The following is a 14,287-nucleotide window of genomic DNA, read 5'->3' as shown; positions in this document are numbered from 1 at the left end:
TTTTGCCCGTTCAAATGTAAAGAAGTCTAAAGATAATAACGCGCTAGCGATGAAAAGCAGATAACAAAAAAGGCGACATTGCTGTCGCCTTTTTTGTATTCGGATACCTACCCGCCTGTGGGCCAGCGCCATCCGGCCTACAGGCGACATGCTCCGCTACGATGCATCCGCGGTACCCGGCAAGGTTTCCGGCAGTTGAGCGGCAAAGCCGCGCAGACCCACCACATGTACGTGTTCGTGGTTGTGCACCACTTTACGCACCAGCTTGTAGGTTGTGCCTTTCTCCGGGCTAATGTTTTCCGGTGCCGCGATGATAAGCTGCATCTCCAGACGCTCGCACAGCTCAAACAGCGTGGCGATGGAACGGGCATCCAGACGCGCCGCTTCATCAAGGAACAGTAGACGGCACGGTGACAAATCTTTACCGCGCAGACGCCGAGCTTCATCTTCCCAGCTCTGCACCACCATCACCAGAATCGACATCCCGGTACCGATCGCCTCACCGGTCGACAGCGCGCCGGACTCCGCGCGCAGCCAGCCGTCAGAACCACGGTTAACCTCAACTTCCATCTCCAGGTAGCTACGATAGTCGAGCAGCTCTTCACCAATAGTCTGCGGCGTACGCTGGCCCATATCGATTTGCGGATTCAGGCGCTGGTACAGTTTCGCCAGCGCTTCTGAGAAGGTCAGACGGTTGCTGTTGAACAGATCCTGATGCTGTTCATGCTGCTCAGAGAGCACGTCCAGCAGCATCGAGTGCGTCTCGCGTACGTTGACGTTCAGGCGCACGCTGTTCACCTGGCCAAACGACACGCTTTGCAGGCCCTGGTTCAACTGACGAATACGGTTCTGCTCGCGCTGAATGGTTTTGCGAATAATATTCGCCACGCTGCGGGAGCTGATCGCCAGCTTCTGCTCACGGTTGGTCAGCTCTTCGGTCAGACGGCTCAGTTCGATTTCCATCTGTTCGATGGCTTCTACCGGGTCGTCGGTGCGGATAATATCCTGACGGATACGTTCGCGCAGATGTTGATATACCGCCACGAAGAACTGAATCTTACGTTCAGGACGCTTCGGATCTTCCGACATACGCAGCACGTCACGCAGATGTTCATTATCCGCAACCGCCAGACGCAGTGCGCCCAGCGCTTTATCCGACATTGAACGCAGATCGTCAGCGGAGAGATAGGCCAGCTCGCGGCGGTGCAGACGACGTTCGACGTTATTGTCTTTCACCAGGCGCATCACCGCGCACCATCCCGCTTTCGCACTCACCACCTGCTCGCGCATTTCGAGGTAATCACGTTCCAGCTTGCGCAGCTTACGGGTCAGGTTATCCATCTCCGCTTCGCAGAAGGTCAGCGCTTTTTCCAACTGGTTGCGGCGCGCGCGGTTGTTGCTCAGCTGCGCGTGCAGCTCGTCACGGCGAATGCGCGCGCGCTCTTCTGCGCCCGCATCGGCACGTACGCCAATATCTTTCAGCTCTTTATAGAGATCGTTAAGCAGCTCTTTCTTGGTGTCGTAGGAGCTTTTCAGCGACGCCAATACCTGGCTGTACTGACTCACCTGCGCGGCGTGGGTACGCATGGCTTCACGCGCGCGGCTCCGCTCGCTTTCCGCCTGCGCCAGACGTTCACGCAGTTTTTCGTTGAGGTCGCTGTTGCCGCTCAGCATTTCCGCTGAGTCAGAGTAGCCGAAGTGGGCGCGACGCTGCACGACTTCGGTCAGGGCAAACGCCTGCTGACGTGCTTCGCGCTGCACCTGCTGTGACCAGGCGTAATCCTCTTTCAGCTGTTCAAACTGCTCCGGGTCGCTCTGCAGTACAGAGACAATCGGCTCAAGCTTCGCCAGCTGGTTGCCGTGCTGCTGGATGAAGCGTGCGGCTTCCTGCGCTTCGTCCAGGCGCTCCTGGATTTCATCCACGCGGTCGGCCAGCGTTTCATCGGCCAGCAGGCTCAGGCGCGGCAGGAGGCGGTTGAGCAGCGCAACGCCCTCTTTCGCCTGTTCGTACTGCGCCTGCTGCTGCTGGTTATCACTTTCGTGACTGCTGAGCGCGCGCTCCAGCTCGTTGCGGCGGGTGTTCAGTTTGCGAATTTCCGCTTCCGGATCGTCGTCAAACGCCACCGACAGGTGACTGCCAATAAAGCGGCTGAACGCCTGATGCAGACGCTGGGTTTTCTGGACGTCGAACGACAGGGTCGCAAAACGTTCAGACAGCACTTCACGCTCGGCGTGCAGGCTCTCAATGCGGCTTTCGCGCGCGGCGCGGCCAAACAGCGGCACCGCTGGGAAGCGCGAGTAGCGCCACTGGCGATCGGCGGTCTTCACCACCACCGCTTTTTCCAGCTCGTCGACGTTGAACACGCTGTCATCGAAGGATTGCGGATCCCCCTCAATCAGGTAGAGATCTTCCGGGCAATCTTCCAGTCCTTCCAGATACTCGGCGATCTGCGACAGATCCGGCACCACGATGGCGTGACGCGACGGACCGTACAGCGCGGAGAAGTACGGCGCGTCGTCAAGGCTGACGTCATCGTAGATTTCCGACAACAGTACGCCGCCAAAACGTTCGGCCAGGGCGTTCAGGCGCGGGTCTTCGGAACCGCCCGGCTGGCTTAGGCGCTCAATTTCATCGTCGACGGCACGTTTACGCGCGCCGACTTCGTCGCGTTCGACGATCGCTTCGCGCTCGCGCTCCAGCAGTTGCTGAAGGTATTCGGTAACGTCCTGGCTGGACTCAAACTGTTCGCCGCTCTGCTCGCACAGCTGGCTCAGGCTATTCTGCGCCGCCAGCCAGACCGGCGCGCGGTGCATCAACGCCGAGATACGCGATTGCAGCTGTTCCTGCTCCTGACGCAGTTGCATACGCTGCTCGCGGGCGTCAGTCACGCTGTCGCTCAGCGCGGCAATGCGTGCTTCCAGCTCGCGGTGCAGGTTTTCAAGATCGTCAATGTCGTACTGTTTGCCCTGACGCTTGCAGAAATCGGCCAGCAGACGCTCGGCTTCCTGCTGTTCGCGCAGACGCTGTTCCAGTTCATTCAGACGGCTGCGCAACGGCTGCGCCTGCTCCGCCAGGTGACGCTGGTTTACGCCGTCACGCAACAGTTCACGCGCCGCGTCCCAGGCTTCGTTACGCGCCAGCGGGCCGTTAATTGACGCCACCAGCTGATAGGCTTGCTCAAACTGGCTGTGTGCCGTCTCGGCAACGCTCATTTTCTGCTCGAGCGACAGCAGTTTTTCCGTGGCTTCCTGCTCTTTGGCCTGGAAGGTTTCCAGCCATTCCGCCGCGCTGTCCGGCGTTAAATCCGGCAGGTGGCACAGCGCTTTCGCGCGCTCCAGCGCCTGTAGCGCCTGGGTGTACTGAATGGCGCGCGTTTGCTGGACGTCCAGCGCCTGCTGGTAGTCGGCGAGCTGGCTTTTCAGCTCATCCACTTCCAGTTCGGCGGCTTCGGCGCGGGCTTCGTTCTCTTCCTGCTGTTCGGCGGCTTCCGCCACCACTTCATTCTGTTCTTCGAGGCGAATTTGCAGCTCGTCTAAATCCGCTTCATAGCGCTCAATTTTTTCCTGCTGGCGCAGCGCGGTCTGCACCAGATTCAGGTGGTCGCTGGCGGCCTGGTGATCGGCTTCGAGATCGCCTTCCGCGCCGTTGTGTTCCTGTAGCTCGCGCGCCATATCGACGTGCTTGTACTGTTCCGCCGCCAGCTGCGAGCGGGAGGTGAACAGTTCGCGGCGATACTCCAGCGCTTTATCCAGATGCACGCGGCGCTCGTTGGCATGGCGCATGTAGTCGGCGGCCACGTAGTCGGTGGCTTCGGAGATCAGGTGCTTGAACAGGTCGCGGTCAGACTGGGTGACGCGAATCGCTTCCAGCGTCATCCGGTTTTCGCGCAGCGCCGCTTCCATGTCCTGGAACGCTTTGCGCACGCCGCTGTTTTCCGGCAACAGGTAGTCGCGCAGCGAGCGGGTAATCGCGCTGGAAATACCGCCGTACAGCGAGGCTTCAATCAGGCGATAGAATTTGCTACGGTCAGCGGCAGATCGCAGACGACGCGCGACGATGCCCAGATCGAACATCAGCGCGTGGTAGTCGGTAATCGAGTTGAACTGCTTGAACTGAACGCCTTCGATGGTATCGAGCTTATCTTTCAGCTCCTGCAACGTCAGCACGCGCGCCTGGCGCTCGTTCAGCGTTTCGGTCAGCAGCTGGGTCGGCTGAATCGAGGTTGGCAGCCCCTGAATGGCGAATGGCTTAATGTCGACTTTACGATCGCGCCCCGCCACCTGTTGCAGACGCACGCCCACCACCACGCGCTGGTGACGCGAGTTCATCACGTCAAGTACCGAGTAGCAGACGCCCGCTTTCAGCTTACCGTGCAGACCTTTATCGCGCGAACCACTGGTGGCCCCCGCTTCGGTGGTGTTACGGAAGTGCAGCAGGGTTAAGTCGGGGATCAGCGCCGTGACGAAGGCCGCCATGGTGGTCGATTTACCGGCACCGTTACCACCGGACAGCGTGGTGACCAGCTCATCCAGATCGAAAGTACGGGCAAAGAACCCGTTCCAGTTAATCAGCGTTAGCGAACGAAATTTACCACGTTCAATCATTATTCTTCCTCCCCGCTATCCTGCTGATGGTCGTCGTTCTCGTCATTGAGCTGCAGATGGTTTTCAATCGCCATGGCTTCACCGTCGCGAATCATGCGCAGCTGCGCTTCGCGCGCGTCATCGCCGGAACGTACGTCGGCGCCGAAGCGAAACACCGATTCGGTGATGCGGAATTTGCTGCTGTCATGGCCCATAAACCACACCATACCCAAACGGCGCAGGCGGTTGAGCGAAGAGCGCACCTTTTCCTGTAACTTCTGACGGTCAAGGTCAGAGCCGGTGGAACGGTTATTAACCAGCTTCAACAGCTTGGCTTCATCGGCCAGCGCCAGCAGCTCATCGTACAGCTCCTGCTGGGTGAAGATGCCTTCATTTGCCAGGCGTTCCGGGCTGAGGTAGAGGTAGCAAAGGATTTTGCCGACCATCATGTCCAGTTCGGAGAGAACCGAACGCGGAATCAGCGTGGTAGAGCGCGGACGCAGATAGAAGAACCCTTCCGGCGCGCGGATCAGTTCAACGTTGTAGCGGGCGTAAAACTCTTCCAGGTACTCCTGGAAATCCATCAAAAAAGCGTGGTTGTCGAGCTCGTCCAGGCCGATGTGGCGGCCCGCACGCAGCGCGCTATCCAGCGCAGGGAAAAGGGGGTTGGCCAGGGCCTGTGCCAGTTTAACCGGCATCACTTGTTCAATATTTGTCAATGACATGCGCCTGTACCTTGGCTCCGTAATCATTAATTGCCTGCCATTTGGCTGGCAGTCCGGTGAAATCTGCTTGCGCTACGCCCAAACGAACCGCCTGGTCAACCACAATACGCGCAACGTCGAAGTGGCGCGCTCGCGGATATTGAGCCAGATACTCTTTCACCACCAGACCGAGGTCCAGCGGCAGCTGTTTGGTTTTATAGATAGCCAACTGTTCTTCGATCAACGCGGCAAGCTGTTCGCGGATTTCGTTAAATTCTTCGTACTCTAAATCTGGCGGAAGTTCGCCGGTGACCTCTTCATCGCGCAGCGTCATCTCTTCATCACGCATGTCCAGCAAACGGTCGGCGCTGGCATAGGTGAGCGCCCACGGCGCATCAAAGTACGACTGCACCGACTGGCGCAGGCGTTGAGCAAAGACGCGGTTTTTATCCATATCGATAGCGGTACGGATAAACTTATGCACGTGACGGTCGTAGCCGATCCACAGGTCAATTGCCTGCTGGCCCCAGCTAACGATACGGTCGAGCTTACTTTGCAGGTCGAACACCAGGCGGTCGACAAAATGCAGATCGTTATGGCTCAGCGTCGCATCCTGAATGCGCAGCAGGTTAGCCTGCAGCTTATCGCCCGCCGCGTCCAGCGTATCCTGCAATTCGCGCAGCGTGCCGGATGTTTCGGACAGCAAAAGCTCACAGCTGGAGATCGCCGCGCGCCAGTCTTTATTCAGCAACTGCGCGATGTCATCTTTGACCGACTGTTGCTGCTCATCCATGATGCGCTGCGTCAGGTCGATGCTGTCGAAAATCTCCGCCACCGAATATTTCAGCGGCGCGTAGACGTTACGGTGCCAGTGAAACTCATCGCCGCCCTCTTCCGCCGAATCGGCGGCTCTTTTCAGCTCGCTGGCCACAATCGACAGCTGCATTGACAGGCGCAGCGTCGAAAACTCGCGCTGACGAATATAGTAGTCGGTAATGCCAATGCCCAGCGGCGTCAGACGATAGATGGCGTTTCCTTCCGTGATCTCGCTGGTAAAGCGGTTCAGCAGACGTTGGCGAACCAGATCGTTAATCGCGTTGTTGGCGCGCGTACCGATGGTTTCACTGGTTTGCTCAAACGCATCACTGACGTGACGGAACGCATCCACCAGCTCGCCTTCCGTCATTTCACCTTCCAGCCGCTCGCCGTTCAGCGTTGCAATGGCCAGCAAAAATGAGAGCCTATCGACGGGGAGCGAAATGGCGAAATCATTTTTTCTGGCCCAGGCAACCAGTTCGGGGACTGTCTGGGAAAATTCACTCATCGTTTATCCTTGTTTCTGTCTGCGGCTTAAGCGCGGTGACATGAATATAGCGCCCCAGGCTGATATAAGGTTCCTGACGGCAATAGCGCGTTTCCAGCTCCAGCAGGATGTCATAGCAATCCTGTTGCTTATGCTTGTCGCGCAGATAGTCATGAAACACTCGCACGCCGGTTTTCCCGTTAATTTGCCAGCCAATCTCTTCCAGCCAGCCATAGACCTGCTGCGGGTCGCGCGGGTAGTTCGGCGACAGCGTACGCTTTTTCTTTTTCGGCATGCCAAGAGCAACATAATCAAAGTTGCCCGCCACCATGTTATGCATCAACAGGCCGTTTGCATTGTAGAACATTAATGATAATGCGCCGCCTGGACGCAGCACCGACCACAGCGTTTTTAACGCCTCCTGCGGTTCGGCTACCCACTCCAGTACAGCGTGAAACAATATCAGATCAACCGGGCTTTCCAAATGCCCGGCCACGTCCTGCGCCGCGCATTGTATGAAATGCATGTTGTGGCTCACACCTTTGTCGCTGGCAGCCTGACTTGCGCGGGCGATCATCTCGGCAGAAAGATCGCACAGCGTCACATGATGACCGCGCTCCGCCATTTTGATCGCCGTCTGGCCTTCACCGCCGCCGGCGTCCAGAATGCGCAGCGGCTGCGATCCCATGGTCGACAGCAGCACGTCCAGATCCTGCCACAGAATAGCCTGGCGCAGCTGGCCTTTGGTGGTGCCATAAATATTGCGCGAAAACTTTTCCGCAATGTCATCGAAATTGCGATCCTGCACGGGACGTCCTTCCATCACCAGCCACAAAAGGTCTATTTTGTCACACCCACGGCGAGAATGAAGCTATCTGGTGTAATATCCCTGCATTCATGCGTCAGATGGTTAAAAAAGGTACTCAATAGAATGCTTTTTATGCTGAAAAAGTTTATCGGCGGCATGATGCTGCCGCTACCTTTACTGCTTTTATTGATCGGTTTGGGAATAGTCCTGGTGTGGTTTACCCGCTTCCAGAAGCTGGGCAAATGCGCCATCACCGCCGGCTGGCTTTTTTTACTGCTGCTAAGCCTGCAGCCCGTTGCGGATGGCCTGCTAAAACCCATTGAGGATAAGTACCCCACCTGGCGCGGCGCCCCCTCTGCGCAGTATGTAGTGGTACTTGGCGGCGGCTATACGTGGAACCCACAGTGGGCGCCCAGCTCGAACTTGATAAGCAACAGTCTGCCGCGTCTGGCGGAAGGGATTCGTCTGTGGCAGGCCAATCCGGGATCGAAGCTGATCTTCACCGGCGCCCGGGCATTGACCAACCCGGTCAGTACCGCTGAAGCGGGTGCGCGGGTCGCGGAAAGCCTTGGCGTACCGCGCAGCGAGATTATCGTGCTGGATACCCCAAAAGATACTGAAGAAGAGGCAAGCGCGGTGAAAGCCGCCATCGGCGATGCCCCATTCCTGCTGGTAACGTCGGCTTCGCACCTGCCGCGTGCGATGATTTTCTTTCAGCAGGTAGGCCTTCACCCGCTGCCTGCTCCGGCGAACCAGCTGGCCATTGCCTCGCCGCTTAATCCGTGGGAGCGCATTATCCCTTCCCCGGTATGGCTGATGCACAGCGACCGGGTAGGCTATGAAACGCTGGGGCGCATCTGGCAATGGCTGAAAGGCGATTCAGGAGAGCCAGGGGAGCAGTGATTTCGAGGCCAGGTCAAAATTGGCGCGGGTAAATTTCCCCGTGTTGACCAGCTTCTCGACCTCATCCCACAGGAGGTACAGCCAGCGCCGCCAAAGAAACGCTTCGGCGACCGGCGCGCGCTGGAGGTAGTGCCATAACAGCTGTTCCGCCTGCGGGCTTTCATGCAGGCGAAACAGCTCGTATTCCCGCGGCGCCCACAGAATCGGCCCCGGGCTAACCATCGCCAGCAGTTGATCGCTGCGCGAATCTTTCAGCATGCTGCGCAAAGTAAGATGCCCATGTACCAACACGCAGTTATCGCTAAAGCCCTCAAACAGCGCCTCCAGACATTCGCGGGTGCGGAACAGCAGCCGCTTATCCTGCATGGTCAGCCCAGTGTTCTGATACAGATTCAGCGTGCCCCACAGCACTTCAATTCGCTGTCGATACCATTGCGGCCAGCTGTTTTCCTGAGTGCTATCCACAAAACCTACGCAGCCCGCACTATCGACTCGATGCCACGCCAGCAGCGCTTCCACAATCTGATCTTTTAGCGCATCCCAACGTTGCTGATTACGGGTGGGCGCTTCAGCAGAAACTCCCCGCAGTCGCTCCAGCAGCAGGACATCCGGCCCAGGGTGTTCTTCGTGGGTCATCACGCCATACACTACCGGCATCCGCACGGTGCCGTGACGCGCCAGCGTTGAGAATTTCCACGCCAGCTGGCGAGCCAGGCCGGGGGACGTAAAGCTGCGCGCCAGCAGCGGCATGGGATTGCCTTCGGCATCATACAGCGACCACAATGCGGTATCCGTCTGCTCATTGATGCACTCCACACGGCTGAGCGATTCACCCAACAGATGGCTAAGTTCTACCCGTAGCTGTTCCATGACAGATTACCCCCATAAAAGCCATTGCTTTCATAATGAGCATATGAAAAGTGAATTTCACCAGACAAGATCAAAATTGAAACAGAAAGTCAGAAATACTCGGCAGGAAGACGCCCCCTGAGAACCAGGGGGCGGCAGGATTACTTCAGTTCGGCGCGGACGCGGGCCAGATCTTCTGGCGTATCAACGCCCGTCCCCGGCACTTCTTTGGCGACGGCAACGTGGATTTTTTCACCGTACCACAGCACGCGGAGCTGCTCGAGCATCTCAATGTGTTCCAGCGGACTTGGCGCCCAGTTGACGTAGCGACGAATAAACCCGGCGCGGTAACCGTAGATACCGATGTGCCGCAGCAGGGTGTCGCCAATTTCTTCGCGGCTTTTGGCAAAGCGGTCACGATCCCACGGAATGGTCGCACGGGAGAAATACAGCGCGTAGCCGTCTTTATCCATGACCACTTTTACCGCATTAGGGTTAAACGCTTCTTCCGCATCGTGAATCGGTACCGCGAGAGTCGCCATACCGGATTGGCTCGCGGCCAGGTTTTCCGCTACCTGGCGGATAATAACCGCCGGGATCATCGGCTCGTCGCCCTGCACATTAACGATAACGGTGTCATCGCTGAAGGCGCATTTTTCCACCACTTCCGCCAGACGTTCGGTGCCCGACTGATGATCGGCACGGGTCATGCACACTTCGCCGCCCGCCGCTTCAACGGCTTTCGCCACCTCAGGATGGTCGGTAGCCACAATAATACGTTCAGCCCCGGATTCACGCGCGCGCTCCAGCACATGCACAATCATTGGCTTACCGTTGATATCCTGCAACGGCTTACCCGGCAGGCGCGTAGAGGCAAAACGCGCCGGAATAATCACAACGAAACTCATGGTCTGTTCTCTTCAGCGGCTAAAACGCGGGCTTCGTTTTCCAGCAATACGGGGATACCGTCACGCAGGGGAAACGCCAGATTATCAAGTTTGCAAATCAGTTCTTGCTTGTCCTGGCTGTAGTAGAGTTTGCCGTTGCAAACCGGGCAGGCAATAATTTCAAGTAGACGGTGATCCATGGTTCCTCCTGATGGGCCGTATCGAAAACCAGTGCAGCATATCATAGAGCGCTACCGGTCGGCGTCAATCTCCCAACCGTGTCGTTGATGGAGAAAGAGTTTTTCCGCCACCGCGCCGAAGGTCACGCGCGTCGCGCCTTGCCAGCGAGCAAAGTCGTTGATGGCCTGCATCAAGCCTTTTTCCAGATGCTGGCTGACCCGTACCCCCTCTTCCAGGTACAGAGCGAAAATCTCCAGCACGCCGTCGCTACGGTGCATTTTGCTGTCCATACGGCCAACTAACTCGCCGCGGTGCAGCAACGGTAGGACGAAATAGCCGTACTGCCGTTTCGGCGCAGGCGTGTAGCACTCCAGACGATAGGTAAAGTTGAAAAACTGTTCAGCACGTTTACGATCCCAAACCACCGGATCGAAGGGTGACAACACCGCACTGTGGGTAGCATTGAGCTTACCTTCCGCCGCCCGCACCAACTCGGATTGCAGACTGTGGTGACCCCACATCTCGCCAAGCTGTTCAACGTTTACCGGTACCACCTGCCCTTGTTCTTGCCACTGTGCCAACAGCGCGCGGAGATCCGGCTGGCGCAGCCGATAATAGTCCGCCAGCCATTGAGGACGAAAAATGCCCAGGCTGCGGGCGCTGTTTTCCAGCATCAGGGCTTCGGCCTGCGGCTGCGCGAGCGCATCCCGGCGATCGTCCCACTGCGGCATGACGCGTTCCGTCAGATCGTAAACGCGGTGGAAGTTTCGGCGTTCTACCACCATCACTTCGCCCGCGGTAAACAGCCCCTCAAGGTGCCGCTTGTGCGGTTTCCATTCCCACCAGCCGCTCTGCCCCTTACGCGGGTGAGCAAAATCGGCGGAGCGCACCGGGCCATTCTCAGCGATATGCGCTTTCAGTGCCGCAATCTCGGTAGCGTGCTCATCCATCCAGCTTTGGTGATATTTCCAGCCCATGTTATGCGGCGCCAGCATACGATGGCGCACCAGCGCAAAATCGCTGCGCGGCAGGAAACACGCTTCATGCGCCCAGTACTCCATCAGCTCACCGCGCGCGAGCGCATCATCGAGCCACGAGGAAGGATAGGCACCAAGACGGCTGAAGAGCACCAGATACGGGCTGCGGGCCACCACGTTGATGGTATCGATTTGCAGCAAAGACATTTGCTGAATGGTACGGAGAATATCCGTCGTCTGGGGCTGACGACGTGGACGGGTAAGAAGGCCCTGTGCCGCCAGATGCACATTCCGCGCGGCGCGAAGGGTGAGTTGCAGTTCTGCCATGCCGTTCCCCTGCTATCGCCGACGCGGTTTAGCGCCGTGCGAGGGTAATCAATTCCTGCAGCAGCGTCTGCGCGCGATCGCCGGAAAGTACGGCGTCCACCGGCAGATACCACCAGTTTTTCTGCGCGAAGCGGCGACATTTTACCGCATCTTTCTCGGTCATGATGAGCGCCTGCCCCGGCAAGACCAGCTCCTGGACGTCAGCTTCGCTCAACGCCTGATGATCGGCCAGCGCCACCGTACGTACAGGCTGCAAACCGCAATCATTCAGCGTGGCAAAAAAGCGCGGCGGGTGACCAATACCGGCCATCGCCACTACGTTTTGTAGTGTGGAAACGGGCTGCCGCTCACCCGTCAGCAGATTGACGGCGTCTCCCGGACGTAACCTCATCGGAATTTCTCCCGGCAGCGCTTCGCCGCCGTTGACGATCCGGGCATCGACCGTTTCCAGGCGTGAAGCGCGTTCACGCATCGGCCCGGCCGGTAGCCACCAGCCATTACCAAAGCGGCGCACGCCATCGATCACGACGATCTCTTTATCGCGGGCCAGTCGGTAGTGCTGCAAACCGTCATCGGTGACGATCAGCTGAAGATCGTGGGCGGCTAACAGCGCCTTCACCGCATCGACCCGCACTGGGGAAACGGCGACGGGCACGCCGGTACGCTGGAAAATCAGCACCGGTTCGTCGCCGGCCTGCGCGGTGGTGGTATCGGCATTCAGCAGCAGCGGATAGCTGTCCGCTTTGCCACCGTAGCCGCGAGAAACCACGCCAACACGCACGCCCTGCCGTTGAAGCTGTTCCACTAACCAGATAACCACCGGCGTTTTACCGTTGCCGCCCGCCGTCAGGTTCCCCACAACCACGACCGGACACGGCGCGCGCCAGGATTTCTTCAGCCCTAGCTGATAGCACAGGCGAATCACGCCGCTCACCAGGCCGTACAGCCAGGAGAGCGGCAGCAGCAGCCGCCAGAGCGGCGATTCGCCTGACCAGATCTTCGCTATCATTCGCCAAACTGCATTTTGTGCAGCTGTGCGTAGACGCCGCGCTGTTCGAGCAGATCGCTATGGCTGCCCCGCTCAACGATACGTCCGTCTTCAACCACAATGATTTCGTCAGCCTGTTCGATAGTGGACAGACGGTGCGCAATCACCAGCGAGGTGCGGTTTTTCTGCAGTTCATCCAACGCCGCCTGAATCGCACGCTCAGATTCGGTATCCAGCGCCGAGGTGGCTTCATCGAGGATCAGGATTGGGCTGTTACGCAGCAGCGCACGGGCGATAGCAATACGCTGGCGCTGGCCGCCCGAAAGCAGTACGCCGTTTTCACCAATCACCGTATCGAGACCGTTATCCATTTTATTGATAAAGTCCATCGCGTAAGCCATCCGTGCCGCCTCTTCAACCTGCTCGCGGCTGAATTCGTCGGTACGCGCATAGGCGATGTTATTGGCTACCGTGTCGTTAAACAGGTGGACGTTCTGCGAAACCAGCGCGACCTGATTACGGAGAGAGGCCAGTTTGTACTCGCGCAGATCGTGCCCATCGAGCAGAATTTCGCCTTCGTCAATATCGTAGAAACGGGTTAGCAGGCTGGCGATAGTAGATTTACCAGAACCAGAACGCCCCACCAACGCCACCGTTTTCCCTTCTGGAATCGCCAGGTTGATGTTTTGCAGCGCCGGGGTTTCGCGGCCTGGATAGGTGAAGGTAACGTTACGGAACTCAACGCTGCCTTTAGCACGTTCGATATCCAGTTTACCTTCGTCTTTTTCCTGCTCGCTATCCAGAATGGCAAACAGCGTCTGACAGGCCGCCATCCCGCGCTGGAACTGTGCGTTGACGTTAGTTAACGATTTTAGCGGACGCATCAGCGCAATCATGGACGAGAAGACGACGGTAATGGTACCCGCGGTCAACGTTTCCATAACGCTTGGGAAACTGGCGGCATACAGAACAAACGCCAGCGCCAGAGAGGCAATCAGCTGAATGATAGGGTCAGAGATAGACGACGCGGAGACCAGCTTCATCCCCTGCAGACGCATCTTGTTGCTGACCTTATCAAAACGCTTGGTTTCCACTTCCTGGCCGCCGAACATCAGCACTTCTTTATGCCCTTTTAGCATCTGTTCTGCGCTGGTGGTCACCTGCCCCATGGTGTTCTGCATGTTTTTACTGATGCTACGGAAGCGTTTAGACACCACGCGGATCGCCATCGACACGATAGGCGCCAGCACAATGAGAATCACCGACAGCTGCCAGCTGTAGTAGAACATCATGATGAACAGGCCAATGATGGAAGCCCCTTCGCGCACTACGGTAATCAATGCGCTGGAGGAGGAGGACGCCACCTGCTCAGAGTCATAGGTAATACGCGACAACAGCGTTCCGGTGGACTGCTTATCGAAGAAGGAAACGGGCATTCCCATCATGTGGCTGAACAGCCGACGACGCATGGTCATCACGACCTTGCCGGAAACCCAGGAAATACAGTAGCTAGAAATATAGCTCGTGATCCCACGCAGGATCATCAGGCCAATAACGACCAGCGGCATCCACAGCAGCACTGAGCGGTCTGTTTTACCAAAACCATCATCCAGTAACGGTTTAAGAAGCGATAACATAAAGGTATCGCTGGCTGCGTTAAGGATTAACGCCACGCCCGCCACGATCAGCCCTGCTTTAAACGGCGCAATAGTTGGCCAGAGTCGGCGGAAGGTCTGCCACGTGGAGAGATCTTTGTCGTTCTGCATTCAAAAAACCA

General features: G+C 57.6%; 11 protein-coding genes. 1 reads left to right on the top strand and 10 read right to left on the bottom strand.

The window, feature by feature from the left end; translation table 11 throughout:
* Window positions 1-156 precede the first annotated feature (156 nt).
* Genes mukB through cmoM form a run of 4 tightly spaced genes read right to left on the bottom strand, consistent with a single transcriptional unit; the run spans window position 157 to window position 7,399 of the window.
* The gene (gene mukB, locus M989_RS21695; RefSeq protein WP_064548817.1) at window positions 157-4,605 is read right to left on the bottom strand and encodes a chromosome partition protein MukB; all 4,449 of its coding nucleotides are present in this window, start codon (window positions 4,603-4,605) and stop codon (window positions 157-159) included.
* Complete coding sequence (gene mukE / locus M989_RS21690) at window positions 4,605-5,309, bottom strand: chromosome partition protein MukE (protein WP_064548815.1); 705 nt, start codon at window positions 5,307-5,309, stop codon at window positions 4,605-4,607. Before mukE ends, mukB begins: the two co-directional genes overlap by 1 nt.
* Entirely contained in the window at window positions 5,290-6,612 is a 1,323-nt protein-coding gene (gene mukF / locus M989_RS21685; protein ID WP_064548812.1) for a chromosome partition protein MukF, read from the bottom strand. Before mukF ends, mukE begins: the two co-directional genes overlap by 20 nt.
* Window positions 6,605-7,399: a tRNA uridine 5-oxyacetic acid(34) methyltransferase CmoM gene (cmoM, locus tag M989_RS21680; protein ID WP_064548811.1), complete on the bottom strand. Its 795-nt coding sequence runs from the start codon at window positions 7,397-7,399 to the stop codon at window positions 6,605-6,607. The genes mukF and cmoM overlap by 8 nt, the downstream gene beginning before the upstream one ends.
* Before the next feature lie 123 nt (window positions 7,400-7,522).
* Between cmoM and elyC the strand changes: the two genes are divergently transcribed.
* On the top strand, window positions 7,523-8,302 hold the full coding sequence (elyC, locus tag M989_RS21675) for an envelope biogenesis factor ElyC (protein WP_064548809.1): 780 nt from the start codon (window positions 7,523-7,525) through the stop codon (window positions 8,300-8,302).
* On the opposite strand, the gene M989_RS21670 is transcribed toward elyC, so the two are convergent.
* The 6 genes from M989_RS21670 to msbA all read right to left on the bottom strand — a co-directional run bounded on the left by M989_RS21670 (window position 8,279) and on the right by msbA (window position 14,276).
* Complete coding sequence (locus M989_RS21670; protein ID WP_064548807.1) at window positions 8,279-9,172, bottom strand: YcbJ family phosphotransferase; 894 nt, start codon at window positions 9,170-9,172, stop codon at window positions 8,279-8,281. The genes elyC and M989_RS21670 overlap by 24 nt on opposite strands.
* A gap of 140 nt (window positions 9,173-9,312) precedes the next feature.
* Window positions 9,313-10,059, bottom strand: coding sequence for a 3-deoxy-manno-octulosonate cytidylyltransferase (kdsB, locus tag M989_RS21665; protein ID WP_064548805.1), 747 nt, complete (start codon window positions 10,057-10,059; stop codon window positions 9,313-9,315).
* Window positions 10,056-10,238 carry a protein YcaR gene (gene ycaR / locus M989_RS21660; protein WP_035892430.1) on the bottom strand — a complete coding sequence of 61 codons (183 nt, stop codon included), beginning with the start codon at window positions 10,236-10,238 and terminating at the stop codon, window positions 10,056-10,058. Before ycaR ends, kdsB begins: the two co-directional genes overlap by 4 nt.
* A gap of 51 nt (window positions 10,239-10,289) precedes the next feature.
* Window positions 10,290-11,522: a winged helix-turn-helix domain-containing protein gene (locus M989_RS21655; RefSeq protein ID WP_064548803.1), complete on the bottom strand. Its 1,233-nt coding sequence runs from the start codon at window positions 11,520-11,522 to the stop codon at window positions 10,290-10,292.
* Between the two features lie 28 nt (window positions 11,523-11,550).
* Window positions 11,551-12,531, bottom strand: a complete 981-nt coding sequence (lpxK, locus tag M989_RS21650) for a tetraacyldisaccharide 4'-kinase (protein ID WP_064548801.1) — start codon at window positions 12,529-12,531, stop codon at window positions 11,551-11,553.
* Entirely contained in the window at window positions 12,528-14,276 is a 1,749-nt protein-coding gene (gene msbA / locus M989_RS21645; RefSeq protein ID WP_064548799.1) for a lipid A ABC transporter ATP-binding protein/permease MsbA, read from the bottom strand. Before msbA ends, lpxK begins: the two co-directional genes overlap by 4 nt.
* Window positions 14,277-14,287: the final 11 nt, after the last annotated feature.

The organism is Kluyvera georgiana ATCC 51603 (genome assembly GCF_001654985.1).
Taxonomy (GTDB): domain Bacteria; phylum Pseudomonadota; class Gammaproteobacteria; order Enterobacterales; family Enterobacteriaceae; genus Kluyvera; species Kluyvera georgiana.
This window is presented reverse-complemented; position numbering and strand designations above follow the sequence as displayed.

What these genes read in the sequence shown, in the direction of transcription:
- mukB (WP_064548817.1), bottom strand. Translation starts at nt 4,605, where the DNA reads ATGATTGAACGTGGTAAATTTCGTTCGCTAACGCTGATTAACTGGAAC.
- mukE (WP_064548815.1), bottom strand. Translation starts at nt 5,309, where the DNA reads ATGTCATTGACAAATATTGAACAAGTGATGCCGGTTAAACTGGCACAG.
- mukF (WP_064548812.1), bottom strand. Translation starts at nt 6,612, where the DNA reads ATGAGTGAATTTTCCCAGACAGTCCCCGAACTGGTTGCCTGGGCCAGA.
- elyC (WP_064548809.1), top strand. Translation starts at nt 7,523, where the DNA reads ATGCTTTTTATGCTGAAAAAGTTTATCGGCGGCATGATGCTGCCGCTA.
- M989_RS21670 (WP_064548807.1), bottom strand. Translation starts at nt 9,172, where the DNA reads ATGGAACAGCTACGGGTAGAACTTAGCCATCTGTTGGGTGAATCGCTC.
- kdsB (WP_064548805.1), bottom strand. Translation starts at nt 10,059, where the DNA reads ATGAGTTTCGTTGTGATTATTCCGGCGCGTTTTGCCTCTACGCGCCTG.
- ycaR (WP_035892430.1), bottom strand. Translation starts at nt 10,238, where the DNA reads ATGGATCACCGTCTACTTGAAATTATTGCCTGCCCGGTTTGCAACGGC.
- M989_RS21655 (WP_064548803.1), bottom strand. Translation starts at nt 11,522, where the DNA reads ATGGCAGAACTGCAACTCACCCTTCGCGCCGCGCGGAATGTGCATCTG.
- lpxK (WP_064548801.1), bottom strand. Translation starts at nt 12,531, where the DNA reads ATGATAGCGAAGATCTGGTCAGGCGAATCGCCGCTCTGGCGGCTGCTG.
- msbA (WP_064548799.1), bottom strand. Translation starts at nt 14,276, where the DNA reads ATGCAGAACGACAAAGATCTCTCCACGTGGCAGACCTTCCGCCGACTC.